The 24,384-nt window shown below is 62.5% G+C and carries 26 protein-coding genes; 14 read left to right on the top strand and 12 right to left on the bottom strand.

The genetic code is table 11. The features are described from left to right. The first annotated feature begins 4 nt into the window (after positions 1–4). Genes NEK97_RS01600 through NEK97_RS01590 form a run of 3 tightly spaced genes read left to right on the top strand, consistent with a single transcriptional unit; the run spans position 5 to position 1,536 of the window. Positions 5–361: a non-heme iron oxygenase ferredoxin subunit gene (locus NEK97_RS01600; protein ID WP_257368128.1), complete on the top strand. Its 357-nt coding sequence runs from the start codon at positions 5–7 to the stop codon at positions 359–361. 43 nt (positions 362–404) lie between these two features. Next, positions 405–1,190 carry a Fe-S cluster assembly ATPase SufC gene (gene sufC / locus NEK97_RS01595; protein ID WP_257368127.1) on the top strand — a complete coding sequence of 262 codons (786 nt, stop codon included), beginning with the start codon at positions 405–407 and terminating at the stop codon, positions 1,188–1,190. A 13-nt stretch (positions 1,191–1,203) separates the two neighbouring features. Continuing rightward, positions 1,204–1,536: a metal-sulfur cluster assembly factor gene (locus NEK97_RS01590; RefSeq protein ID WP_018777579.1), complete on the top strand. Its 333-nt coding sequence runs from the start codon at positions 1,204–1,206 to the stop codon at positions 1,534–1,536. 85 nt (positions 1,537–1,621) lie between these two features. Here NEK97_RS01590 and NEK97_RS01585 read toward each other — a convergent pair whose 3' ends face one another. Further along, positions 1,622–2,527 (bottom strand): neutral zinc metallopeptidase, encoded by a 906-nt coding sequence (locus tag NEK97_RS01585; protein WP_257368126.1) that lies wholly within the window; start codon positions 2,525–2,527, stop codon positions 1,622–1,624. 61 nt (positions 2,528–2,588) lie between these two features. Between NEK97_RS01585 and NEK97_RS01580 the strand changes: the two genes are divergently transcribed. Both NEK97_RS01580 and NEK97_RS01575 read left to right on the top strand, forming a co-directional pair. Beyond that, positions 2,589–3,980 carry a class I adenylate-forming enzyme family protein gene (locus NEK97_RS01580; protein ID WP_257368125.1) on the top strand — a complete coding sequence of 464 codons (1,392 nt, stop codon included), beginning with the start codon at positions 2,589–2,591 and terminating at the stop codon, positions 3,978–3,980. Positions 3,981–3,990: 10 nt separating this feature from the next. Continuing rightward, a complete protein-coding gene (locus NEK97_RS01575; protein WP_257368431.1) occupies positions 3,991–5,175 on the top strand; it encodes a thiolase family protein in 1,185 nt (394 codons plus the stop codon). Here the strand turns inward: NEK97_RS01575 and NEK97_RS01570 are convergent. The 3 genes from NEK97_RS01570 to NEK97_RS01560 are packed head-to-tail and all read right to left on the bottom strand — an operon-like array spanning position 5,164 to position 7,184. Further along, the gene (locus NEK97_RS01570) at positions 5,164–5,799 is read right to left on the bottom strand and encodes an energy-coupling factor transporter transmembrane protein EcfT (protein WP_257368124.1); all 636 of its coding nucleotides are present in this window, start codon (positions 5,797–5,799) and stop codon (positions 5,164–5,166) included. The two genes, NEK97_RS01575 and NEK97_RS01570, sit on opposite strands and share 12 nt — an antisense overlap. After that, the gene (locus tag NEK97_RS01565; protein ID WP_257368123.1) at positions 5,796–6,545 is read right to left on the bottom strand and encodes an energy-coupling factor ABC transporter ATP-binding protein; all 750 of its coding nucleotides are present in this window, start codon (positions 6,543–6,545) and stop codon (positions 5,796–5,798) included. Before NEK97_RS01565 ends, NEK97_RS01570 begins: the two co-directional genes overlap by 4 nt. Before the next feature lie 18 nt (positions 6,546–6,563). After that, on the bottom strand, positions 6,564–7,184 hold the full coding sequence (locus NEK97_RS01560) for a biotin transporter BioY (RefSeq protein ID WP_257368122.1): 621 nt from the start codon (positions 7,182–7,184) through the stop codon (positions 6,564–6,566). 293 nt (positions 7,185–7,477) lie between these two features. Between NEK97_RS01560 and NEK97_RS01555 the strand changes: the two genes are divergently transcribed. Further along, positions 7,478–9,076 carry an ABC-F family ATP-binding cassette domain-containing protein gene (locus NEK97_RS01555; RefSeq protein ID WP_211712652.1) on the top strand — a complete coding sequence of 533 codons (1,599 nt, stop codon included), beginning with the start codon at positions 7,478–7,480 and terminating at the stop codon, positions 9,074–9,076. A gap of 7 nt (positions 9,077–9,083) precedes the next feature. Here the strand turns inward: NEK97_RS01555 and NEK97_RS01550 are convergent, their stop codons facing one another. From NEK97_RS01550 to NEK97_RS01535, 4 genes are read right to left on the bottom strand one after another with little or no spacing between them, the layout of a single operon-like run. Further along, a complete protein-coding gene (locus NEK97_RS01550; protein WP_257368121.1) occupies positions 9,084–9,551 on the bottom strand; it encodes a YbaK/EbsC family protein in 468 nt (155 codons plus the stop codon). Further along, positions 9,552–10,418, bottom strand: a complete 867-nt coding sequence (locus NEK97_RS01545; RefSeq protein WP_257368120.1) for an SURF1 family protein — start codon at positions 10,416–10,418, stop codon at positions 9,552–9,554. It lies immediately after the preceding gene. Continuing rightward, positions 10,419–10,694 carry a hypothetical protein gene (locus NEK97_RS01540; protein ID WP_257368119.1) on the bottom strand — a complete coding sequence of 92 codons (276 nt, stop codon included), beginning with the start codon at positions 10,692–10,694 and terminating at the stop codon, positions 10,419–10,421. It abuts the gene before it with no gap. Beyond that, positions 10,691–11,191: a DUF3099 domain-containing protein gene (locus tag NEK97_RS01535; RefSeq protein ID WP_257368118.1), complete on the bottom strand. Its 501-nt coding sequence runs from the start codon at positions 11,189–11,191 to the stop codon at positions 10,691–10,693. Before NEK97_RS01535 ends, NEK97_RS01540 begins: the two co-directional genes overlap by 4 nt. Before the next feature lie 151 nt (positions 11,192–11,342). Here NEK97_RS01535 and NEK97_RS01530 point away from each other — a divergent pair, with 151 nt between their 5' ends. The 3 genes from NEK97_RS01530 (at position 11,343) to NEK97_RS01520 (ending at position 14,717) form a co-directional block, all read left to right on the top strand. Beyond that, entirely contained in the window at positions 11,343–12,068 is a 726-nt protein-coding gene (locus NEK97_RS01530; protein ID WP_257368117.1) for a beta-ketoacyl-ACP reductase, read from the top strand. Positions 12,069–12,177: 109 nt separating this feature from the next. Beyond that, on the top strand, positions 12,178–12,930 hold the full coding sequence (locus NEK97_RS01525) for an SDR family oxidoreductase (RefSeq protein ID WP_235521760.1): 753 nt from the start codon (positions 12,178–12,180) through the stop codon (positions 12,928–12,930). A 239-nt stretch (positions 12,931–13,169) separates the two neighbouring features. Then, on the top strand, positions 13,170–14,717 hold the full coding sequence (locus NEK97_RS01520) for an ATP-binding cassette domain-containing protein (RefSeq protein ID WP_257368116.1): 1,548 nt from the start codon (positions 13,170–13,172) through the stop codon (positions 14,715–14,717). A 91-nt stretch (positions 14,718–14,808) separates the two neighbouring features. On the opposite strand, the gene NEK97_RS01515 is transcribed toward NEK97_RS01520, so the two are convergent. Both NEK97_RS01515 and serB read right to left on the bottom strand, forming a co-directional pair. After that, positions 14,809–15,438: a hypothetical protein gene (locus tag NEK97_RS01515; protein ID WP_257368115.1), complete on the bottom strand. Its 630-nt coding sequence runs from the start codon at positions 15,436–15,438 to the stop codon at positions 14,809–14,811. 232 nt (positions 15,439–15,670) lie between these two features. After that, complete coding sequence (serB, locus tag NEK97_RS01510) at positions 15,671–16,564, bottom strand: phosphoserine phosphatase SerB (protein ID WP_257368114.1); 894 nt, start codon at positions 16,562–16,564, stop codon at positions 15,671–15,673. 111 nt (positions 16,565–16,675) lie between these two features. On the opposite strand from serB, the gene NEK97_RS01505 reads away from it, so the two are divergent. The 5 genes from NEK97_RS01505 (at position 16,676) to NEK97_RS01485 (ending at position 20,665) form a co-directional block, all read left to right on the top strand. Then, positions 16,676–17,461, top strand: coding sequence for an ABC transporter ATP-binding protein (locus tag NEK97_RS01505; RefSeq protein ID WP_257368113.1), 786 nt, complete (start codon positions 16,676–16,678; stop codon positions 17,459–17,461). A 17-nt stretch (positions 17,462–17,478) separates the two neighbouring features. Further along, positions 17,479–18,264, top strand: coding sequence for a sulfite exporter TauE/SafE family protein (locus NEK97_RS01500; RefSeq protein ID WP_235521980.1), 786 nt, complete (start codon positions 17,479–17,481; stop codon positions 18,262–18,264). Between the two features lie 6 nt (positions 18,265–18,270). Continuing rightward, positions 18,271–19,080, top strand: a complete 810-nt coding sequence (locus tag NEK97_RS01495; protein ID WP_257368112.1) for an RNA methyltransferase — start codon at positions 18,271–18,273, stop codon at positions 19,078–19,080. Between the two features lie 141 nt (positions 19,081–19,221). After that, complete coding sequence (locus NEK97_RS01490) at positions 19,222–19,479, top strand: type B 50S ribosomal protein L31 (protein WP_066275740.1); 258 nt, start codon at positions 19,222–19,224, stop codon at positions 19,477–19,479. Positions 19,480–19,555: 76 nt separating this feature from the next. After that, positions 19,556–20,665 (top strand): lipoate--protein ligase family protein, encoded by a 1,110-nt coding sequence (locus tag NEK97_RS01485; RefSeq protein WP_374111496.1) that lies wholly within the window; start codon positions 19,556–19,558, stop codon positions 20,663–20,665. A 19-nt stretch (positions 20,666–20,684) separates the two neighbouring features. On the opposite strand, the gene pepN is transcribed toward NEK97_RS01485, so the two are convergent. Next, positions 20,685–23,291, bottom strand: coding sequence for an aminopeptidase N (gene pepN, locus NEK97_RS01480; protein ID WP_257368109.1), 2,607 nt, complete (start codon positions 23,289–23,291; stop codon positions 20,685–20,687). Positions 23,292–23,295: 4 nt separating this feature from the next. Then, positions 23,296–24,342 carry a YeiH family protein gene (locus NEK97_RS01475; RefSeq protein WP_257368108.1) on the bottom strand — a complete coding sequence of 349 codons (1,047 nt, stop codon included), beginning with the start codon at positions 24,340–24,342 and terminating at the stop codon, positions 23,296–23,298. Positions 24,343–24,384: the final 42 nt, after the last annotated feature.

The following is a 24,384-nucleotide window of genomic DNA, read 5'->3' as shown; positions in this document are numbered from 1 at the left end:
AACCATGAGTGAAGAAACCAAGGGCGAACTGGTATGCAACGCCAATGACATCCAGGTCAAGCAGGCGCTGCGCGTCCTGATCGGTGACTACCCCGTAGCCATCGTGAGGGACTCGATGGGCGAAATCCACGCCATCGGCGATACCTGCTCGCACGCAGACATCTCACTGTCCGAGGGGGAGGTTGAAGGCTGTGCAATCGAGTGCTGGGGACATGGTTCCCAGTTCGACCTGCGCAGCGGCCAGCCCCTCCAGCTGCCTGCCTATGACCCCGTCCCGGTTTTCGCCGTCACCATCGATGGCGACGACGTCTATGTGGACGTGACCAACGTTGTGAACGGTGCCTCGGTAGATAACTACTGAGCACCCAGTACCGCCAGACTTACGAACGAAAAGAAAGAAGAGCATGTCAACTCTTGAGATCAAGGACCTGCACGTCAGCATTGAGACGGAGCAGGGCACCAAGGAGATCCTGAAGGGCGTCAGCCTGACCATCAAGACCGGTGAAACCCACGCCATCATGGGTCCCAACGGTTCGGGCAAGTCAACCCTCGCCTCCACCATCGCCGGCCACCCGCGTTACACGGTCACGAGCGGCACCATCACCCTGGACGGCGAAGACGTCCTGGAGATGAGCGTCGACGAGCGTGCACGTGCAGGCGTTTTCCTGGCCATGCAGTACCCGGTAGAGGTTCCCGGTGTGACCATGACCAACTTCCTGCGCACCGCCAAGACAGCCATCGACGGCGAAGCGCCGGCCCTTCGCACCTGGACCAAGGACGTCAAGGCAGCGATGCAGCAGCTGCGCATCGACGCTGACTTTGCCCAGCGCAACGTCAACGAAGGCTTCTCCGGTGGCGAGAAGAAGCGCGTCGAGATCCTCCAGTTGGAACTCTTCAAGCCGAAGTTCGCCATCCTCGACGAGACCGACTCCGGCCTTGACGTCGACGCCCTCAAGGTAGTGTCCGAGGGCGTTAACCGCGCGCACGAAGAGGGCAACATGGGCACGCTGCTCATCACCCACTACACGCGTATCCTGCGCTACATCAAGCCTGAATTCGTCCACGTTTTCGTAGACGGCAAGGTTGTTGAGGAAGGCGGCCCCGAGCTCGCCGACCGTCTCGAAGAAGAGGGCTACGACCGCTACGCTCCCGGCGCCGGCGTAGCCGTTGCCCCTGCCGTGCAGGCCTAGTTAGGATCATTCCATGACCGAAATCAACGCGGCGCGCACCAGCCTCGAGGACGTCGAGGAAGCGCTCAAGGACGTCATTGACCCGGAACTTGGCGTCAATGTAGTGGACCTGGGGCTTCTGTACGGGCTCAAGTATTCAGACGAAGACGGCGCGCTCCTGATCGACATGACACTGACAACGGCGGCATGCCCGCTGACGGACGTGCTTGAAGAACAGGTAGGCAAGTCGCTCGACGGCGTCGTTGATGACTGGCGCCTGAACTGGGTATGGATGCCGCCATGGGGTCCCGAGCGGATCACCGACGACGGCAAGGACCAGATGCGGGCCCTCGGCTTCAACATCTGATCAGCATGTTTCACCCGCTCGCAGCGGGAAAAGAATGGTTCCGGGCAATGTGCCCGGAACCATTCTTTTGTTAACAGCGAAAGTCCTAGGGAGCGGCAACTCCGAAGGTGTCGCACTTGTTGATGTCACCCGTGGTGTACCCCTGATAGAACCACTTCTGGCGTTGTGCACTGGAACCGTGCGTCCACGATTCCGGGGATACCCGCCCGGTGGCCGCTTTTTGAATACGGTCATCGCCGACGGCGGAGGCGGCCGACAGGGCGTCCTGCAGGTCCTGCTCGGTCAGGGGATCCAGGAACGGCTTGCCGCTTGCATCGGTTTGCGTTGTGGCGTGCCGGACCCACAATCCTGCGTAGCAGTCGGCTTGCAGTTCCACCCTGACACCACCGGACTGGGGACCCTGCGGGTCCTGCTGGGCCTTGTCGAGGTTGCCCAGGATGTTCTGCACATGGTGTCCAAATTCGTGGGCCACCACATATTCCTGCGCCAGGGGGCCGCCCGAGGAGCCGAAGCGAGTTACCAGTTCATCGAAGAAGCCGGGATCGAAATAGGCTTTCACGTCCGTGGGGCAGTAGAAAGGGCCCACATCCGTTGTGGCCGGGCCGCAGCCGGTGTTGGTTGCCTGGCTGAAAATGACAGTCCCGGGGCGGGAATACTTCACGTTGTACTGGGCCAGATACGTCGGCCAGAACGCGTTGAGGCTGTTCACCGTGCCCGTGATCCGGCAATCCAGTCGCTTGTCTGCGTCGGCGCCTGTTTGGCACTCCTGGAGGCCGCCCGCGCCCGCGGTACCGCTTTCGATGGCAGGCGGCTGGGTACCGCCGCCCGTCAGGTCGCCCAGGATGCTGGGGTTGATCCCAAAAAGGGCCAGGAGCAGCACCACAATGCCGCCACCGATTCCACCACCGATCTTGGTTCCGCGGCCCATCCCGCTGCCACGTCGGTCTTCCACCTGGGAAGGGTCAAGCTGTGCGCCGTCATTGAAACTCATACAGTCAGAATAGACGTCACTTTTGGTGCTCGGCGTTGGACACTGCCGTAAAATTGGCTGGATGCCATTCCTGGACAAACTTCACCTCTGGGCCGATGAGCGCCCACACGACACCGCCGTCGTCGTGGGAAATGCCGGGCTCACCTGGGCCGGACTCCGCGATGCCGCAGCAGCGCTGCTCGGCTCTGCGGGCGCCACCACTGTTCTTGCCGAACCCAACTCATTGCGGTTCGTGGAACGTTATGCGGCGGCCGTGGCCGGGGAACGGCGGTGTGCTGTCCTGGATCCGCAATGGCCGGCCCACATGGTCGAGGAAGTCTCGGCGCGCATCCTGGATTCGGGCTCCGCGGAAGGTACGGGGTTGGAAGACGGTGATCCGTCCAGCACATTCCTCATCGGCCTCACCTCCGGAACCACGTCCATCCCCAAGGCCTTCACGCGTTCGCGCAGCTCGTGGCAGGCGTCCTTCGAAGCATCCATAGAGTTCTTTGGCCTCACAACATCGGACCGGACATTGGCCCCGGGACCGTTGTCAGCCAGCCTTAACCTGTACGCCCTCTCGGAGTGCCTGTACGCGGGAGCGGCCTTCCACACGCTTGAATCCTTCGACGTGGGTGAAGCACACTCCGCAATCAGCCATGACGGCATCACGCGCCTGGTCCTTGCACCCACCATGCTGCGGCTGCTCAGCGAACGTGGCCTTGCGGGGGATGTTGACGCTTCGGGCCTTCGAAGCATCATTTGCGCTGGTTCAAAGTTGGACGCCCGCACCTTGGAAGCTGCCCGGCGATGGGCCCCGCATGCCGCAATTTACGAGTACTACGGCGCCTCGGAGTTGAGTTTCGTGTCCGGTACCCGGCTCCCTGCGGGCGAACGGCTCGACGCTGGCGGCACCGGCATTGGCAAGCCGTTTCCAGGCGTGGAACTGCGCATCCTGGATGACAAGGGCCGGTCCCTTCCCGACGGCCGGCACGGAAATATCAGCGTGCGCAGTGCAATGGTCAGCAACGGCTACCTGTGGGGTGATGACGGGCAGGCCCTGCGATGCCTGGACGGTTGGTACACCGTGGGTGACCAAGGCTATGTGGAGGACGGGATCCTCCACATTCTGGGGCGGCGCTCAGACATGATCCTTACTGCCGGCAAGAACGTCTACCCCCACGAGGTGGAGCTTGCCCTCGCCTCGGTTCCGGGGATAGAAGTGGCTGTTGCTGCCGGGGCGCCTGACGATATCCGCGGGCAAAAGGTGATTGCCGGCGTCGTACCTGCCTACGGCGCCGTCACCGCGACGCAGCTGCGTACCGGATTGGACGGACTGCTTGCAAGGGACAAATGGCCGCTGCAGTTCTTCGTGCTCGCGGAGCTGCCCATGACGGACCGGGGCAAAATCAGCAGGGGTGTCCTTTTGGACTGGATCAAGAACCACGACTCGCGGGCGCAGCCCCTTGGCTGACGCAGCACCCATGAACGTGCACGCGGACGAGTCCCTCCAACCGGTGATCATAGCGGCGCTCCGTACCCCCATTTGCCGCGCCAATGGCCAAGTGAAGCACTTCCGCGCGCCGGACCTCCTGGCACCGGTGATCCGTTCGTTGGTTGAATCGGCGGGCGTGGATGCCGCCGCGGTTGACGACGTCATCATCGGAAACGCGGTGGGCGGCGGGGGAAATGTGGCGCGGTTCGCCGCGCTGCAGGCCGGTTTGCCAATCTCGGTTCCTGGACTCACGGTGGACCGGCAGTGCGGCTCGGGACTGGACGCTATTGCACTGGCGTCCCGGCTGGTGGCAGCCGGCGGCGACCCCCTCTATATAGCCGGTGGCGTCGAAAGCATCAGTACCGCTCCCGCCCGGGCCAACAGGAACGACGACGGCGGCCTGGACTTCTACTCGCGCGCCACCTTTGTGCCAATGCAGTACGGCGACCCTGATATGGGGGTGGCCGCCGAAAACGTGGCACGGGAATGCGGCGTGTCACGGGAACGGCAGGACGACTACGCACTCCGCAGCCATCGGAGGGCGGTCAGCGCCGCCGAAGACGGCAGGTTCGTGAGCGAGATGGTCTCCCTGGCGGGCCAGGAAACGTCGGTGACCCGCGATGATGGTCCCCGCCCCTCGCTTCGCGCGCCGATGATGGCGCGGTTCCCTGCAGCCTTCGTGCCCGGAGGAACAGTCACCGCAGGGAATTCGTGTTTCGACGCGGACGGTGCCTCCGCCGTCGTCGTTACCTCCCTCAAGCGCGCACGGGCCATGGGCGCGAAGGACGGCTTGCTGGTTTTGGGCTGCGATACCAGCGGTGTAGATCCGGAACTGCTGGGCGTCGGTGCTGCCTACGCGGCCGAAAAGCTCCTGTCGGAACTCAGAGTGGCACCGGACGACGTCGACCTCATCGAATTCAATGAAGCGTTTGCCGCCCAGACTATTGCTTGCCTGGACCACCTGGGGATCGCGCCGCAACGGGCGAACCTGGACGGTGGAGCCTTGGCGCTGGGCCACGCCTACGGTGCGTCGGGGGCGGTCCTGGTGACCCGCCTCCTGGCCCAGGCGCGCCGCCGGTACCTTCAGTCGAGGGAGTCGCCCTTGGGGCTGGCAATGATCAGCATCGCCGGCGGCATGGGAACAGCGGCACTTATGCGGTACTCAAGGCTCTAGCGGGTCTTCCGGCTCACCCAGGCCGCGGGCAGCCAACGCATCGCCCGTCTGCCGGGCGTACGCCACGGTAGTGATGAAGACAGGGAGCACCAAGGCCCGGGGATTGCGCTCCAGGCCACGGGCCCGGGCTGAGTCGCGCACATCGGCGAAAGCTCCGGCGATGAACGGAATGCTCCGAAGCATCACGGCGATGGTCAGGGCAAAGCGTTCGGGGTCGGCTCCAAAGCGCCGGAACGGCTTGGCCAGTGAGACCACGCCATCCAGGAGGTCCTGCACCGGAGTGGTGGCCGTGAGCACGGATGCTGCCACCACGCACACCAGGATATTGAGGACGATCCGGGCCGCCGTGGATCCTCCGAGTTGCCACCACTGGAACAATCCAATGACCAGCACGACGGGCGCCACCATCCGGATGGCTCCGGCAAGTCGCCGCAGGCCTGCTCCGCTGAGCAGGAACAGGCCACACATGATGCAGAAGACCACCAGTGAAACGGCCCAGTCGACCACCAGGAAGGATGCTGCCCCGCAGGCGGCCACCACCAGGAATTTCAGCAACAGGGGTGCGCGATGGATCACGGACTTCCCGGGAACGTAGTTGGCGATCAGGAAACCATGGCCCCTCACCTCGGCACGTCGCCTGTCCTGCTTCCGGTCGGAAGCTCGTCCAACGCCGCCGCGCAAAGCATCCGGTACCGTGCGACGCCTTCTTCCGCATCGCCGTCGAACACTATCCGGCCCGACTCGACAACCAGGACACGGTCCATATCCGTCGCCAGGTCCAAATCGTGGGTGGACATGATGACCTGCTGGTCCAGGCCTGCGATGGTGCGGCGAAGGAGCTCCCGGTTGCGCAGGTCCAGCAGCGTGGATGGTTCGTCGAGGACCAGCACCTTGGGGTCAACCGCCAGCACGGCCGCCAACGCCAACAACTGCCGTTCTCCGCCGGAAAGTTCGTAAATGCTCTGGTCGGCCAGGCCCAGGAGGCCGAAACGGGTAAGGACTGTTTCGGCCCGGGCAGCGCGTTCTTTGGAGTTCTTGACGGAACGGCGGAGTGAAAGCTCTACGTCTTCACGGCCCGTCGGCATGACCAGCTGCGACAGGGGATCGGTAAACACGAAACCCACGTTTCGCCGAACCCCTCGAAAGTTCGCCACGGTGTCATCGCCGTGGACTACGATCCTGCCCTCGCTGGGTGCAACCAAGCCATTGAGCAGGCGCAGCAGCGTGGACTTGCCGGAACCGTTGGCCCCTATGACGCCAATGCGCCGCTCAGTGAGCCCCAGCGAAACGTCATGCAGCAGGGTCTTGGCAGTGTCGCTGCCGTCGACCGAAACGCGGACCGAGACGCCGTCGAAATGGATGGAATTCATGCGGTGATAGTTCCTGGCCTACTTGACCCGACGGACCAGGACATCAGGAAAGGCCTTGTGGATAGCAAGTGCAATGACCACGGCCAGCACGTTCTTGAGGATGTCTCCCGGGTAGAAGGCAAGGTCGGCAACGAAAGCCTTGCCAAAGTCGAGTTTGCCGTTCACCATCATGCCCAGTACACCGAGACCGTGGATGATGACGACGCTGCTGACCATGGCGGCGGCGAAAAGCCACAGCCCCCGGTACTTCACCGTCCGGCGGATCACGACGGCGGCCAGGTAGCCGGTAGCGGCAGCGGCCAAGGGGAAGGCCACAATGTAGCCTGCGGAAGGCGTCGCCAGGATCCCCAAGCCGCTGCGTCCACCACTGAAGATGGGCAACCCTGCCAGGCCGAGCAGGACATAAAGCCCGACGGCGGCGAACCCGCGTCCAGCACCCAACACCAGTCCGCTAAGCATCACGGTGAGGGTCACCAAGGTGATCGGGACTCCCAATGCTCCTACCGGGATTCCGGGGACGATCGAGGAGGCTGCGACGAGCGCTGCGAAGACAGCGATAAGGCCGATGTCAGTAGCGGTCCATCGCCGACGGGCGGGTGCAGTAGTGAGCTGCGCTGTGGCAGAGTCGGTCTGGCTCATGAAGGGTCCAATCAGGTGTGATGCGATGCGGTGTGTGCGGAACTTCCCCCTGCCTTCGAGGGTACGGACGCCACGGGACCCTCATTTTGGAGCCTTCCCACAACGCACGCCGCGGATTCTTTGAAGGGTGCCGCAAAATTTCGCTGGGCGGGCAAATGCCAGTCCCCGGCCGGGGTACCGGTAGACTTGAACAGGCTGTTCTCACAGCACACCCCGCCGCAGCTGTCAGGCTCCGCACCTGACCGGGCCCACCGGTCCCCGCAGGCGTTCCCCATTGAAAGGCATCACCCGAATTGATTACCGTCCAGGACCTCGAACTCCGCGCCGGCGCACGCCTGCTCATGGACCAGGTTAACTTCCGGGTGGACAAAGGGGACAAGATTGGCCTCGTTGGGCGCAACGGTGCCGGCAAAACCACTCTGACCCGCGTCCTCGCAGGCGAAGGGCTCCCTGCTGGCGGCAAGGTAACCCGCAGCGGCGAGATCGGCTACCTGCCGCAGGATCCGCGGACGCCTGACATGGAGCAGCTCGCCCGCGACCGCATCCTCTCCGCCCGTGGCTTGGATGTCGTGGTGGGCAAACTCAAGAAGGCACACGAGGACATGGCCAGCGAGGACGCCGCCGTCCAGCGTAAAGCCATGGGCCGTTACGACCGTCTCGAAGCAGAATTCCTGGCAGGCGGAGGTTACGCTGCCGAAGCCGAAGCCGCGGCGATCTCCTCTAACCTGGCGTTGCCGGACCGCCTCCTGAACCAACCGTTGAAAACCCTCTCCGGTGGACAGCGCCGCCGCGTGGAACTGGCACGAATCCTATACTCCGACGCAGAAACCCTGCTCCTGGACGAACCCACCAACCACTTGGATGCCGACTCCATCACCTGGCTCCGGGACTTCCTGAAGAACCACCAGGGCGGCCTGATCGTGATCAGCCACGACACGGACCTGCTCGAGGCCACCGTCAACAAGGTCTACCTCCTTGATGCCAACCGCGCCCAGATCGACTACTACAACATGGACTGGAAGCGCTACCTGCTCCAGCGTGAAACGGATGAACGCGCCCGCAAGCGCGAACGCGCCAACGCCGAAAAGAAGGCCCAGGTCCTGATCGACCAGGCAAACAAGATGCGGGCCAAGGCCACCAAGGCAGTAGCAGCCCAGAACATGGCCAAGCGTGCCGAGCGGCTCCTCAGCGGCCTGGAAGCTGTCCGTGAGAACGATCGCGTAGCAGCACTGCGCTTCCCGGATCCTTCACCGTGCGGCAAGACCCCGCTCACGGCCGAAGGACTCAGCAAGTCCTACGGCTCGCTGGAAATCTTCACTGATGTGGACCTGGCCATCGACCGTGGCTCCAAGGTGGTTATCCTGGGCCTCAACGGTGCCGGCAAGACCACCCTGCTGCGCATGCTGGCCGGAGTCGACAAGCCGGACACAGGTGACATCATTCCCGGGCACGGCCTCAAGGTGGGCTACTACGCCCAGGAGCACGAAACCCTGGACGTTGATCGCACCGTTCTCGAGAACATGCGCTCATCGGCGCCGGACATGAAGGACGCCGAAGTCCGCGGCATCCTGGGTTCATTCCTCTTCTCGGGCGACGACGTCGACAAGCCCGCCGGTGTGCTCTCGGGTGGAGAAAAGACGCGCCTGGCCCTGGCCACCATCGTTGCCTCCAGCGCCAACGTTCTGCTGCTGGACGAACCCACCAACAACCTCGACCCCGCCAGCCGCGCCGAAATCCTGGGCGCGCTCAAGAACTACAGCGGCGCCGTCGTCATGGTCAGCCACGACGAAGGTGCCGTATCGGCGCTGAACCCGGAACGCGTAGTGCTGCTTCCGGACGGCGTTGAGGACCACTGGAACGAGGACTACCTGGACTTGATCACGCTGGCGTAAGCGTCGCCTAGCGGACCTGCAAGGGTTCGGCGTCGGTGACGCGCGCCAGCTCTTGGTAGCTGATGGAGAACATGGAGTTGTGGTCTCCGGCTCCTGCCCAGAGCAGTGGGTATTCCCGCAGCGAACTGTCCAGGATGGTTCGGAGTTTCTTAGGGTGGCCCACTGGGGCTACACCTCCTACTTCCTGGCCGGTGTGCTCCAGCACGAATTCCGGTGTGGCGCGGCGGATCTTACCCGTACCCAACTGTGCTGCAACCAATGCTGTATCAACCTTGGCGGCGCCGCTGGCAAGGATCAGCAGGGGAGCGCCGTCGAGCTCAAAGATCAGGCTGTTGGTGATGGCGCCGACGTCGCAGCCCAACACGGAAGCAGCGGCGGCCGCCGTCGGAACCTTGTCCGCAAAGATGCGGATAGTGTCCTGGGCCCCCGCCGCGGTCAACGCCGCCTTTACGTTCAGTACAGGATCCGGAATCATTCAGTAACCTTGGGCATCAAGGATGGCGTCTTCCTCTTCTTCGGACGTGGGCCTCTTGTTCTTTCGCGCCGCCGGGGTGCGGGGCTTGGGTGTCCCGCCGGCGGCAATGATCCCGTCGTCCTCTTCCTCTTCGGCGTCGATTGCCGCGTTGCGGGCCTGCTGGCGTGCGGCATAGCCGAAACCGATGAACATCAGAACACCGAAAGCGAACCACTGCAAGGAGTAGGAAAGGTGCGTACCCTCTTCCGTGGCCGGCTTCGGGAACGGCGTGGGCATCGGTTGCACCGCAGGGTCCTCACTGGCCAACTGCCCGTAGGCTCCCGTGGCGATGGGGTACGGGAGTTCTTTGGCGAAGCCGGCAAGGTCGATTGAAGCGAGCTGCCCATCCACGGCGCCGCGGTCAAGCTTCGGCTCGGCAGGTTTCAGCCGGGCGACTACGGTGACTTCGCCCGCCGGAGGAGCCGGCACGACGTCGGGTCGGCCGGGCGTATTGTTGCCGATCGGCAACCAGCCACGGTCAATCACCACGGTCTCGCCGGTGGTAAGCCGGAAGGGAACCACGACGTCGTAGCCCGGCTGGCCATTCAGCGGACGGTTACGGACAACGCGCTGCCCGTCGAGGTCGTAGCTGCCCCGTAGCTGGACCTGTGTCCACTCGCGTTCGGGGTCCAGGGCACGGAACTGGTCACTGATCTCAGAGAAAGGGATGGGGGTCGCTGAGTAATTGCTGACCACGCGGTTGATTTCGGCAAGGGTCTCGGCCCGGCGGTCCATCTGCCAACGCCCCAGGAAGACGCATGCGGTGGCAAAAATCACGGCCAGGACAAAATACCCCAGCCATTTGCTGGAGAAAAGGAAACGGTACATTCAGCCGGCCTCGTTCGCAGGGTCCTGGTGGGCCACGAAGGGCACGGTTTCCTTCCACAGGCCGCGGGTCTGAAGGTAGTCTTCCAGCCACTCCCGGTGTTCCCCGCAGGAGAGCCACACTTTCCGCCGCTCCGGAGTATGGATGCGTGGGTTGTTCCACAGAAGCTGCCACTCAGCACCGGCACGGCATCCCTTCCTCGAGCATGTCGCCGGTCCCTGGGCCTGTCGGGATTCCTGGTCAGACAGACCAGGTCCGCCGAGGCTAAAGATATTCATGAAGTCGCCTGTTCATCGCCGGGTTTCCCGGCCTCGCTTGCTTCGCCACTGGTGTGTTCGGCACTGCGGGACGGCGGATCATCATCCACCAGCTCGCCTTGGAGCACCGTTGGCGTGTCTGCGGATCCATCGTCCGCAGCTTGGTATGGCCTTTCGATTTCCGGCACCGCCACGTAATCCAGGAGGGACTCGCTGTGGACCTCGGCCTTGTCGCTGCCATTGGCGATGACGACGGCAATCCAAGGAAGGAAGACAGCACCTGCAATGGCGATGATCTTAAACCAGCCGTCCACCACAAAGATCAGGATGATGCAGACCATGCGGATTCCCATGGCGATCGCATACTTGGCCATGCGCTGGCGCATGTCCTCGGAATGGGCAGCTGCCGCATCGGTGATGCTGTGGACTTCGGGGTCGCCGGAAACAGCGTCCGGATCTCCGGGCACTTGCTGCAGGGGACTGCTTCCTGGGGTCACAGTTGAATCATCACGCTCCAAAGGCCTCTTCCAATTCTCTCACCAAGCCGGTAGCCACCCAAACCGCGGACGGCCCTTGTTGCCCGCCGGTTGCTGCGTACGGCGGATAAGATCAACAAAGGAAAATCCCTGTCGCAGCGGCACCGAATGCCGCGGAACCTGGAGCACATGTATGTCTGAAGCAGTATCGGCCCCCCGCAGCGTCCTCATCACCGGCGGCAACCGCGGCATCGGCCTGGCCATCGCGGAATCGTTCCTCGCCAACGGTGACAAGGTCGCCGTCACCTACCGCAGTGAAACAGAACTGCCTGAGGGAATCCTGGGCGTCAAAGCCGATGTGACCGATGAGGCGTCGATCGATGCTGCATTCAAGATCGTCGAGGAAGCCCACGGTCCCGTGGAGGTCCTGGTGGCGAATGCCGGGATCACCAAGGACACCCTTCTGCTCCGCATGAGCGAGGAGGACTTCACGTCGGTCCTGGACACAAACCTCACTGGCGCATTCCGCGTCATCAAGAGGGCGTCCAAGGGCATGATCCGGCTGCGGAAAGGCCGCGTGGTCCTTATTTCGTCGGTGTCCGGGCTCTACGGTGCACCTGGCCAGATCAACTACTCCGCCTCCAAAGCCGGCATGGTGGGCATCGCGCGGTCGCTGACCCGTGAACTCGGCAGCCGCGGGATCACGGCGAACGTAGTGGCTCCGGGCTTCATCAACACGGACATGACTGCCGAACTGCCCGAAGAAACACAGAAATCGTATCTGGCCAACGTTCCGGCCGGTCGCTTCGCGGAGGCATCCGAAGTAGCCGACGTCGTTCGCTGGGTAGCCAGCGACGAAGCCGCCTACATCTCAGGTGCTGTCATCCCGGTGGACGGCGGACTGGGAATGGGCCACTAGCCACGACGGCAGTTTTTTGTCCGGGGGCGACAAAGGGTTTGGTCCGTGCCACTGGCAAGATGGAAACCGAGCCCACGGATTTTGGATGAAGTGAACAAAAGGAGCACGAATGGGAATGCTGGATAACAAGACCGCGATCGTCACGGGGTCTTCCCGTGGAATCGGAGCGGAAGTTGCCAAGATCCTCGCTGGCGAGGGTGCCGCCGTCGTCGTCAACTACCGCCAAAAGGCGCCCCGCGCCAACAAGGTTGTAGCTGACATCCAGGCGGCAGGCGGCCGGGCTGCGGCTGTGGGAGCGGACCTCACCACGGACGAAGGCGTACACGCCCTGGCCAGCACCGCGATGGAGGAATTCGGCTCCTTGGATATCCTGGTGCTCAATGCTTCGGGCGGCATGGAGTCGGGCATGGAGGAAGGCTACGCGCTCAAGTTGAACCGCGACGCCCAGGTCAACATGCTCAATGCCGCTGTGCCGCTGATGCCGGAGGGCTCGCGGGTTGTCTTCGTAACCAGCCACCAGGCCCACTTCGTGGAAACCGTGCCCACGATGCCCGAATACGAGCCCGTTGCCAAGAGCAAGCGTGCCGGCGAGGACGCACTGCGCGCCCTCCTGCCGAATCTGGCCGACAAGGGGATCTCCTTGGTGGTCGTTTCTGGTGACATGATCGAAGGAACAGTGACTGCCACCCTCCTGGACCGTTCAAATCCAGGTGCCATTGAAGCCCGCCGCGCCGAAGCCGGAAAGCTCTACTCCGTTCAGGAGTTTGCAGCGGAGGTTGCCAAAATGGTTACCGCAGACGTGGAATCGGGACACACCGAATACGTTGGCGGCTCTGACTACTTCAACAAGTCAGGCGAGTAGCAGCAGTAGATCGCCTCATACGGAACGGCCCGGGACAGCGTCCCGGGCCGTTCCGCTTTAAGTCTCCGGCTGCATTTCGGGGTGGAACAATGCTCGATGACAATTAGATAAATATCACCAATAACCGCGTCACGAATTTCAAAAATCTGTTTCGCACTTTTCCTTTTGCATTTGTTCCGGGCGTCTGATTGACTCTGAAAAGCGCCTCCTTCGAGGCTCGTCACTCATTAGCGGTACCCATGCCAAAGCCGCTGGACTCACACGGTGCGGCTCATACAGGAGTTTCTTTGGACTTACTACTGCATGCGGATGATATTCATGCGTCCTATGAACAGCGCCAAATCCTCAGAGGGGTCAGCCTTTCGCTGAATCGCGGCGAAATTCTCGGCATGATCGGAACCAACGGTGCCGGAAAAACAACGCTCATGGGCGTCCTCGCAGGGACCCATCAACACCAGGCCGGCCACATCATGCTGGCGGGCGAGAAGTATCGGCCCGAGTCCGCAGAGGAAGCGCGAGCGTGCGGCGTCGGGCTCATCCCGCAGAACTTCCGGCTGGACCCTGAATTGACCATCGCCAAGGCAATCTTTCGAGGAACATTCCAGGCCGGCAAGCGCCATGAAGAACTCCGTGGCCGGGCCGCCGAACTCATCCGGGACATCGGCGTCACGATGGATCCGGACGCCAAGGTGGGCACCCTGATCCGCGCCGAGCAGGCTCTTGTGGAAGTTCTCAGGATGGTTGCCGAAGAAGCCCAGTTGGTCATCATGGACGAGGTTGCCGCGTCACTTCCGGACCACGATGTTGCCGTCCTTCATCAGGTCCTGCGCATGCTGACCAGGCAAGGCCGCGCAATTATCTACATCACCCATCGCCTGGATGAGGTCCGTTCCATCGCCCACCGCATCGCCGTGCTCAGGGATGGCAGGGTCCATAAAGTCCTGGAAGCCAGCCAGACCAACGTAGACGAACTGGCGTTCCTGCTCCTCAATCACGAGTTGGAGGGCAACGTCAGGCCCACCGGGCGATCAGACACGGGGGAGGCCTTGCGCGTGGTCGACCTTAGCGTCGATGACGCCGTGCGGGGAGTCTCCTTTGAAGTCTCCAAGGGAGAGTTTTTCGGCCTTGTGGGAACACATCGCTCCGGCGTCTATCAGCTGGTCGAGGCATTGGCAGGCGTACATCCAAGCACCTCCGGCGAGATCCGCATCCGGGGTGAGCGCGTGGAGATCCGCGGGATCCACGACGCAGCGAGGCTAAAGATCGGTTACCTCTCAGATACGGCCGAATCGGCGCCGACCGATGCCAGCATAACGGAAGGCCTTCAGAGCAGCGGCAGCCCGAGCGGGGACCTGGAGGAGGAGATCGCCACGTTGAGGAGCGTGGTTGAGGTGGTTCGACGCATGCGCATCAACACCACCAACATCCACGGTGCCTTGGACACTCTTTCCGGAGGTGACCGGCAAAAGGTGCAGCTGGCCAAATGGATGAGTGCCGGCTGCGATGTGCTGATTCTCAGCCACCCCAGCCGCGGCATCGACATTGGCGCCAAGGAAGTCGTCTACGAGATGCTGAGCGAACTCAGCGAGCTCGGGGTCGCGATCATTCTGTTGTCGTCGGATTTGTCGGAGTTGGTTGGCTGGTGCCACCGGATCGGGGTGATGCGCGATGGCGAGCTGGTCACCATTGAGGCCAATGCCAACACGAACGAGGACGTCCTGGTCCACCACATGCTGGGCGTGAAGTTCGAGTCGGGGACCAGAGACGCGCGGCGGGTCATGACCTGATCCGCAGCCGGTTATCCGGAATAGGTTACTGATGGCGAAAAAGGACGGTCGCGGTGTACGCGGCCGTCCTCTCCCGTTCAAAACGCAGGCGCTAGATACTGACGCCCTTGGAGATGCTGCTGAGTTTGTGGCGTGCCAGGGCCAGGTTCGCGTACGTGCGATCAAGCACCAAATACACGAAAAGGCCTTTGGAGCCTTCAGAGTTCAGGACGTTGATCAGGTGGTACTGGGTGCCCAGGGTGATGAGGATGTCTTCGATGTTGCTGTCCAGCTTCAGATCCGCCATGGTTCGCAGTTTTGAACTGACCACGTTGGAGTTGCCGGCCGCGGCCACCCCGAGGTCGAAGCCGGGGTTTCCGCCCTGCGCCAGGGCCATCCCGCTGGAGTAGTCAACGATGGCTGCCCCTGTAGCGCCCTCTATGGACAGCAGTTGCTTCATGGCGTCATCAAGTGAGCTCATAATGGATTCTTCCTGTTCTGTTTCGTCATGGCCGGAATCCGTGAAGTACATGGTTCGGGTCTCCTGGTATAGAGGCGTTCCGCTGGAAGATCCAGGCTCGAACACCTCCGCTGCCGGCAGTTCGTCCCCTTGAGGTTCGACCCCGAGGAATTCATGAAGTGGTGTCGGACTTTCTTCTGCGGCAAAGGACGTCAATTCGCTGGCGTCCAGACCGTCATTACGCTTCCACCACTTCCATGTGCGTCCCGAACGGTCCACCACCTGCCCTGCACTTCCTTCATCCCGGACCGTTATTGCATAACGGATGTCCTTTTGAAGTTTCCATCCTCACACACGGAATTGGGCACAGCATATTCCCTTGGACATTTAATGCGATCGGGTGACAATCGAATAAATTAGTGCGAATTCACCGTCATGAAATGCAAGGCGTCTACACTTATGCGCTTTCAATCTCATGGCAAATAGGGCAGTAGCCAGGGAAGACTCCGGCGACCTAGACGTTGGCGATGTGCCGGACTGCGTCCAGATACGGCATGTTGATGGCGGCGTCCGCCACGGCGCGAACGGCCGGTTTGGCATTGAAGGCAATGCCGATCCCGGCTGCACCCAGCATGTCCAGGTCGTTGGCGCCATCACCCACCGCAATGGTGTGCTCCAGGCTGATGCCCTCCGCAGCGGCCCATTCGCGCAGGTATTTCTCCTTGGCAGCGCGGTCAATAACCGCGCCGAGTACCTTGCCGGTCAACGCGCCGTCGACAATTTCCAGCTCGTTGGCGATCCAGTAATCCAGGCCCAGCCCGCCCGCAATCGGTTCAAGGATCTGGTTGAACCCACCTGACACAACGGCCACGGTGTGGCCGGCGGCCTTGAACGCCGCAACCAGTTCAGCCGCACCGAGGCTGAGGCGAACTTCTTCCCGGACGGAATCGACGACGGCGGCAGGCAGCCCGGCGAGCACTGCAACCCGCGCGTGGAGGCTCTGTGCGAAGTCGAGCTCGCCCCGCATGGCTGCCTCTGTGACAGCAGCGACTTCCTCCCGTTTACCTGCATGGGCGGCCAAAAGCTCGATGACTTCCTGTTGGATCAAAGTTGAGTCGACATCCATGATGAGCAGCTTCCGCGCTGCCTGCCGCAGCCCCTGGGGAACAATGGCCGTATCAACTCCAGGGCCTGCCACCTCAGCTACCTTGCGTCGCACGCCGGCGAGGTCCGAGGCCGCATCCTCCAGAGGCGTGAGTTCCACTGTGTGAACGGCGAAGCGCTCATCTGCGGAGTGTGATTCGGACGACACTGTGACGCCGGCGCCAGCCAGGGCAAGGCGGATATTTTCCAGGGATTCGGCGGTCAAGTTCACGCCATAGCTGACCGCAGCCAAGTTCGAAGTCATGGCCCCAATCCTACTGAGGGCGCCGCACCCGCCCGAATTCATTTCATGTCACCGGGCATGCGCCGCAACCGGTTATCAGTCATGTGGATTTTTGTCCTAGTGTCTACTGCTATGAGTGATGTTCTGGAATTGGCTTCCGTCAGCGTTGTCCGAGGCAAAAAGACCCTGCTGGACAAGGTTGACTGGCAGGTCAACGAAGGCGAACGCTGGGTCATCCTGGGCCCCAACGGCGCCGGCAAGACGACCCTCCTCCAGATTGCCGCAGCGCGACTGCACCCCAGCAGCGGCCAGGCAGGGATTCTCGACGAAGTTCTTGGACGCGTCGACGTCTTTGAACTGCGTCCCAGGATCGGACTGTCGTCGGCAGCACTTGCGACCCAAATCCCGGAACACGAGAACGTGCTCAATGTGGTGGTCACGGCAGCCTATGGCGTAACCGGCCGCTGGCGGGAAGGCTACGAACGCGACGACGAACGTCGTGCTTTCCGCCTGCTCAACGACTGGGGAATGGGCCCGCTGCTTAACCGCACCTTTGCCACCCTGTCCGAAGGGGAGCGCAAGCGCGTCCAGATTGCCCGGGCACTCATGACCGATCCTGAACTGCTTCTCCTCGACGAACCTGCAGCCGGCCTGGATGTGGGGGGCCGCGAAGAACTCGTCCACAAGCTAGGCGAGCTCGCCAGCGACGAGGACGCCCCTGCCATGGTCCTGGTGACCCACCACCTTGAAGAAGTGCCCCCGGGCTTCACCCACGCCATGCTCCTGCGCGAAGGCGGTGTCGTGGCCGCGGGTCCCATCAAGGAAGTGCTGACCGACGAACACCTGAGCAATACCTTCGGCCTGCCCCTGAACGTTACCGAAAACGCCGGCCGCTACACGGCCGTCGCCCGCCGATAGGCAGCCCCGAAACCACAATGGAAATCCTTAACGACATCCTGGTCTTTTTCGCGGGCCTGTGGGCCGGAACCATCAATGCGGTGGTCGGCTCCGGCACGCTGGTGACCTTCCCTGTACTTATTGCCATTGGTGTGACGCCGGTGGTTGCCTCCATGAGCAATGCCATGGGCCTGGTAGCGGGCAACGCCGCCGGTGCATGGGGCTACCGGCGCGAGCTTGCCGGTCGCGGCAGGCAGTTGATGAAACTGTTGCCGGCCTCGTTGCTGGGCGGTATCACCGGGGCCTGGCTGCTCCTGCACCTGCCGGAGAAGGTGTTCCACTATGTTGCCCCGGTGCTGCTGGTGGTGGCCCTGCTGATGGTGGTCTTCCAGCCCAAGCTGCAGGCCTGGGTGCGCAGCAGGGAACAAAACCCCGAGCATGCGATCCGCGATCGAAGCCACGGCATCCTGCTGGTGGTCCTCGTGTATCTTGCCGGTGTTTATGGTGGCTACTTCGTCGCAGCCCAGGGGATTCTCCTGGTGGGAATCCTGGGGGTCTTCCTCTCGGGAACCATGCAGAACGCGAATGCCATGAAGAACATCCTGGTGCTCGGCGTCAACATGGTTGCCGCCGTTTCCTACCTGATTTTCGCCTTCGACCGGATCGAATGGTTCTTTGTCCTGATCATCGCCGTGAGTTCCACCATCGGTGGCCTCATCGGTTCGAAAGTGGGGCGGAAGCTCTCGCCGAAAGTCCTTCGGGCCGTCATTTTCGCGCTCGGCCTCGTTGCACTGGGCTTCATGATCGCCAACCTGCTGAAATAATCCCCTGTGACCTTTCACTACCTCGAGTCCGCCGATGATCCACGCGTCACGGACTACACCACCCTCACCGACGTCCACCTTCGCAAACTCCGCGAGCCGGAGGAGGGCATGTACATCGCCGAATCCTCCCGGGTTCTCCGCCGGGCGCTGGCTGCGGGACACCAGCCCCGTTCTTTCTTCCTCGCCGAAAAGTGGCTGGCGGACCTCGACGACGTTTTCCGGCAATACCCCGACGTTCCGGTTTTCATTGGCAAGGCCGACCTGCTGGAACAGATCACCGGGTTCCACCTCCACCGCGGAGCGATGGCAGCCATGCACCGGCCAGCGCCTGTTCCCTTGGAAGAACTCCTCGCGAAAGCCCAGCGGGTGGCCGTGCTGGAGGACATAGTGGACCACACCAACGTGGGCGCAATCTTCCGGTCGGCGGCAGCGCTGGGCGTCGACGCAGTCCTGGTCTCGCCACGTTGCGGTGACCCGCTGTACAGGCGCAGCGTCCGCGTGAGCATGGGCACGGTCTTCCAGGTCCCGTGGGCGCGCCTGGAAAGCTGGCCGGATGACCTGTCCCGGCTGAAGGAGCAGGGCTTCACGGTGGCCGCCATGGAGCTGACGGACAATGCGGTTGACCTGGACGACCTGGCCGCACGGCAGATTCCGAAGCTCGCCTTGGTCTTGGGCACTGAAGGCGCAGGCATGAGCGAGGACACGCTGGCCGCCGTCGACCTCGCCGTCAAAATCCCGATGCGCGCCGGCGTGGATTCACTTAACGTAGCCGCTGCCTCGGCGGTGGCGTTCTGGGAACTCCGGCCGCGGGACTGACGCCGGTTCGTATGGCAAGGCCGTTTCCGCTATGATTGGTTGTTGGCCCGGCCGCTGGAATATTCACTGTCCAGTAACGGACCACCTCCATTCATACCTGGCAGCTGGCAAAATCCAGCTGCGTGAACAAAAGGTCCCATTATGAAGTCTGATATCCACCCGAAGTACGAAGCTGTTGTCTTCAACGACCTGGCCTCCGGTACCAAGTTCCTGACCAAGTCCACCGTGTCTTCCTCGAAGACCATCGAGTGGGAAGACGGAAACACCTACCCGGTTATCGACGTCGAAATCTCTTCGGAGTCCCACCCGTTCTACACGGGCAAGCAGCGCATCATGGACTCCGCTGGCCGCGTCGAGCGCTTCAACGCTCGCTTCAAGGGCTTCGGCGGCAAGAAGTAACCACTTCCCCCGAGTCTTTTCAAAAGCCCGCACTGCCGGAATTCCGGCAATGCGGGCTTTTGCGTTTTCCGGCAAGATGGACAGCATGACTTCCCAGCCCACGCCTGAAACTCTGAACCACGACGACGACACCCGCCTTCACGGCGAATATAAGGTTCCCGGCGGAAAACTGGTGGTGGTTGACCTTGAGGTGGCGAACGGCCACTTCGCCAATGTCTCCCTGAGCGGAGACTTCTTTTTGGAGCCCGACGAGGCCCTGCAGGACATCAACAAAGCACTGACAGGACTGCCGGGCACGTCAACGGCAGCGGACATTGCCGCGGCCGTAACCGCGGGCTTGCCTGAAGGTGCCGTACTGTTCGGCTTCTCCGCAGAAGCCGTGGCCATAACAGTCCGGCGGGCCTTGTCCAAGGCCACCGGCTGGTCAGACCACCAATGGGAAGTCATCCCACCGACGGTCCTGCCAACCGAGGTCAACGTGGCCCTGGACGAAGTCCTCACTGAGGAGGTCGGTGCCGGGCTGCGGAACCCGACGCTGCGGTTCTGGGACTGGGAAGAGCCCTCCGTGGTGATTGGCAGCTTTCAGTCAGTGCGTAACGAAGTGGACCCCGACGGCGTGTCCCGGCACGGCATCACCGTGGTGCGCAGGATCAGCGGCGGGGGAGCGATGTTCATGGAGGCAGGAAACTGCATCACGTATTCGCTGTACCTGCCGCAGACACTGGTGGACGGCATCAGTTTCGCGGACTCCTATGCCTTCCTTGACTCCTGGGTCATGGCCGCGTTGGAGAAGCTCGGCATCAACGCTTTCTATGTCCCGCTCAACGACATTGCAACGGAGCAGGGCAAAATCGGCGGAGCAGCACAGAAGCGGCTTGCCAACGGGGGCATGCTCCATCACGTCACCATGAGCTACGACATCGACGCCGACAAGATGGTGGAGGTTCTGCGCATCGGCAAGGAGAAGTTGTCCGACAAGGGAACCCGGAGTGCCAAGAAGCGCGTGGATCCCTTGCGTCGGCAGACCGGCCTGGCCCGGTCCGCCATCCTCAAGGCCATGCAGGAAGTCTTTACCGAGCGCTATGGCGCAGTCGAGTCCCGGCTCAGTGAAGCGGAGCTCGATGAAGCCCGAAAACGGGTTGACGCGAAGTTCGGCACGGACGTATGGCTGAACCGGGTTCCCTGACGGGTTCTATTCCGCCGTCCTAGCCCTTGGCGGCCTGCGCAGTCAGGGCACGCAACAGGTGGCTGCGCTGCTCGATAATGATGCGCCGCAACGCACGCGGAGCGTCACCATGTTCGGCCAGCCATTCGTCGGTGCGGAGCACCACCGGGTGCCGGGCAGGTTCCATGCCGTCGCCAAGGTCCTGGGCGGCCGGGAACAGTCCGCGGACAATCCTTCCGGCAATTTCAATGCTTCGCTCTGCCCACACCTTTTCAAGGCAATCGAAATACGGTTCCACGTAGGGTTGCAACAGGGCAGCCGGGGCCGTGGCGAAGCCTGCAATGGTCGCGCTCAGGATTTCATTGGAGAGTCCGGTACCCAGGACCGCCGAATCCCATGCCGCGGCCTTCACCGAAGGGTCTGGGCGGGCCGCCGAGGCAAGAGCGTGGCCCTCACGTCCTGAGGCCGTCTTGTCCGCTTCCAGTTCCCGGTCGAGCTCAGCTTGCGACGCCTGTCCGTGGGCTGCCAGGGCCTGCCACAGGCTCCAGCGCAGTTCTGCGTCGACTGCGAGTCCGTCAATGACAACGCTGCCGTCAAGGATGCTGCGCAGCAGGGAGAGCTCAGAGTCGCCATGCCGCGAGACATCCGCGAGTGTCCTGGCCCAGGCGAGTTGCTGGTCCGACCCCGCTGGGGCAGCCTTCAACTGTGCGGCAGCAACGGCCAGGAAGTCCTTGCGGACACCGTCCCGCGTCTTAGCAGGCACGAATCGCTCAATGGCGGTGGAGGCGTTGCCCAGGACATTGAGCAGGACTCCAATGCCGGTTTCGGCCGGAGCGAACTGTTCCACCGCGGCGACATACCGGGCTGCAGGGGTGACGCCGTCGCGGGCCGAATCCCAAAGCGCCGTCCAGCACAGTGCCCGGGCCATGGGGTCCTGGATCTTGTCCAGCGAAGACCTCACCGTGTGTTCGGATCCGGGATCGAGCCTGATCTTTGCATAGCTCAGGTCGTCATCGTTGACCAACAGCAGGGCAGGCCGGGGCTTGCCGTTCAGCTCGGCCACCAGGGTGCTGGGACCGTCCACATCAATTTCGATACTTTCGGTCCTAACAAGGGCACCGTCTGCGTTGGGGTCATACAAGCCAAGCCGCATGCGGTGGGGGCGGAGTTCCTGGTGCCCTGTGATGGGGTCGATGGCGTCCTGTTGGAGCGTCACCGCGCCCAGCGTCCCGTCGTCTTCGACAATCCCGGCTGAAATGGTGGAGATTCCGGAAGTCTGCAGCCATTGGCGCGCCCAACCGGACAGGTCCCGGCCAGAGGAGGCACTTAGCGCTTCCAGCAGGTCCTTCAGGGAGGTGTTGCCGTAGGCGTGGTCGCGGAAATACTGGCGTGATCCGGCGATGAAGGCGTCAAAACCGACGTAGGCAACCAACTGTTTCAGGACCGAAGCGCCCTTGGCGTAGGTGATGCCGTCGAAGTTCTGCTTGGCCGCCTCAAGGTCCGGAATGTCGGCGACGATCGGATGGGTGGTGGGCAGCTGGTCCTGCAGATACGCCCAAGCCTTGCGTTTGCTGGCGAAGTTCACCCATGCGGATTCCCAGTCAGTGGCACGATCCACGCCAAGGGTTCCCATGTAGTCAGCGAACGACTCCTTGAGCCAGAGGTCGTCCCACCAGTTCATGGTGACGAGGTCACCGAACCACATGTGGGCCATCTCGTGCATCAGGGTGTTGGCGCGTCCCTGGTACTGGGCGTCGGTGGCCCGCGAGGCGTAGACATACTTTTCCGTGAAGGTGACCAGTCCGGGATTTTCCATGGCCCCGAGGTTGTATTCGGGCACGAATGCCTGATCGTACTTGCCCCAGGGGTAGGGATAGTCGAAGAGGGCGTTGAAGAACTCCAGCCCGTTCTTGGTCAAGCGGAACAGCTCGTCGGCGTCGAAAGCGTCTGCCAATGAGGCGCGGCAGTAAAGTGCCAGCGGCACCTCAAGCCGGGTGTCGCCGTCGAGCGTTGCTCCCCAGTGGTCCGTCGCTTTGAAGTACGGCCCGGCCAGCACCGTGGTGATGTATGTGGACATCCGCTTGGTGGTTTCGAAGTCCCATTGGGCCGCTTTGGGGTCATCCGCCAAGGTTGTGCGCGCGGCTTCAACGCCGTTGGACGCGACCTCCCAGCCAGCAGGTGCGATCACGTGGAAGGTGAACTCGGCTTTGAGGTCGGGCTGTTCGAAGTTGGCGAAGACGCGTCGACTGTCTGCCGGTTCGTACTGGGTGTAGAGGTAGCACTGCCCGTCGGCGGGATCAACGAAGCGGTGCATGCCTTCCCCGGATCGGCTGTAGAGTGCCGTTCCGGCCACCGTCACCTGGTTGTCCGCAGCGAGGTTTTCGAGGATGACCCGGTCCCGGTCCACCACCGCATCGACGTCCAGGGCCTGGCCGTTCAGCACCACCGACTGCACGCCGCCGCTGATGAAGTCCAGGAACGTCGCAGAGCCGGGCTCGGCGGAGAACGTGATGGTGCTGGTGCTCGGATAGCCGGCGACTGCGGGATCTGCCGCGTCGCGGACATCGAGGATGACGTCGTAGCTGTGGGTGGTGATCAGGGCTGAGCGGGTTGCGGCTTCGTCGCGCGACAGATTGTGATTCGACACACGGCTATCTAATCATGATCCAGGCAGCAACCAGGCCCAGCGATGCGATGAGCAGCCAAGAGCCCAGGGCCACCATCACCGCGCGTCCACCCGTGTGGATCAGCGTGCGGACACGCACGGCGGATCCCAGTCCGAAAAGCGCCGATGCGAGCAGGATGTCCTGGACCAGGGCGGCTCCTTCCAGGACCGCCGGGGTAGCCCAGCCCACGGATCGCACAGCGACCATGGCAAGGAAGCCGAGCACAAAAAGCGGAACGATAGGCGGGAACTTGCCGTCGGTCCCGTCATCCTGGCCGGCACCATTGACCCGCTTCCGCACATGGTCGACGCGCTGATGCAGTCCCGCCGCCGCCACTACCGGAGCCAGCAGGACTACCCGTGTCAATTTCACGACGACGGCGATCGCCAGGGCCGCCGTCCCCGCAGTTTGCGCCGTGGCCACCACCTGGCCCACATCGTGCACGGAAGCGCCGGTCCATGCCCCAAACTGTTCCGGGTTCAGGTTCAGGGGGTGCATGAGGAGGGGCAACACGCCAATGGCAAGGGTGCCGCATAGCGTTACGAGCGCCACCGGGAGCACAGTGTCCTGATGCCTGATGCGCCGCACAGCAGCCATCGCGCCGATAGCCGAGGCGCCGCAGATGGAGAAACCCGTGGCGATCAGCAGGGCGGTCTCGCCAGGCAGCCGCAGTAAGCGGGCCAACCCATAGGTGCCCACAAAGCTGACCAGCACCACACCGGCTATGAGGACCAGGGACAACCAGCCCAGTCCCAGCACATCCTGAATGCTGACCTTGAGGCCCAGCAGCACGATTCCGGCCCGCATGAGGTGCTTTCCGGCGAAGTCCAGGCCCGGGCGGGCGCGCCCTGCAGTGAGGACAGAGGTGCCCGGTATATTTGCTGAGAGCAAGCCCAAGGCAACAGCGAGAGTCATTGCTGGAACAGCTGGCAAGACCGCGTGGATGGTGAAGGCAAGGCCCGTTGCGGCGAAGCACAGGACCAATCCCGGCCCCAACCGGGACAGCTGGGAAGCGGGACTCTTGAAGGGCATGCCTCAACCCTGCCGGATGGGGGCACGGAAAGGCGAACCGGG

This window comes from Paenarthrobacter sp. UW852 (assembly GCF_024608385.1).
Classification (GTDB): domain Bacteria; phylum Actinomycetota; class Actinomycetes; order Actinomycetales; family Micrococcaceae; genus Arthrobacter.
Note: the sequence above shows the minus strand (reverse complement) of the source record. Positions and strands in the feature narration are given on the sequence as shown.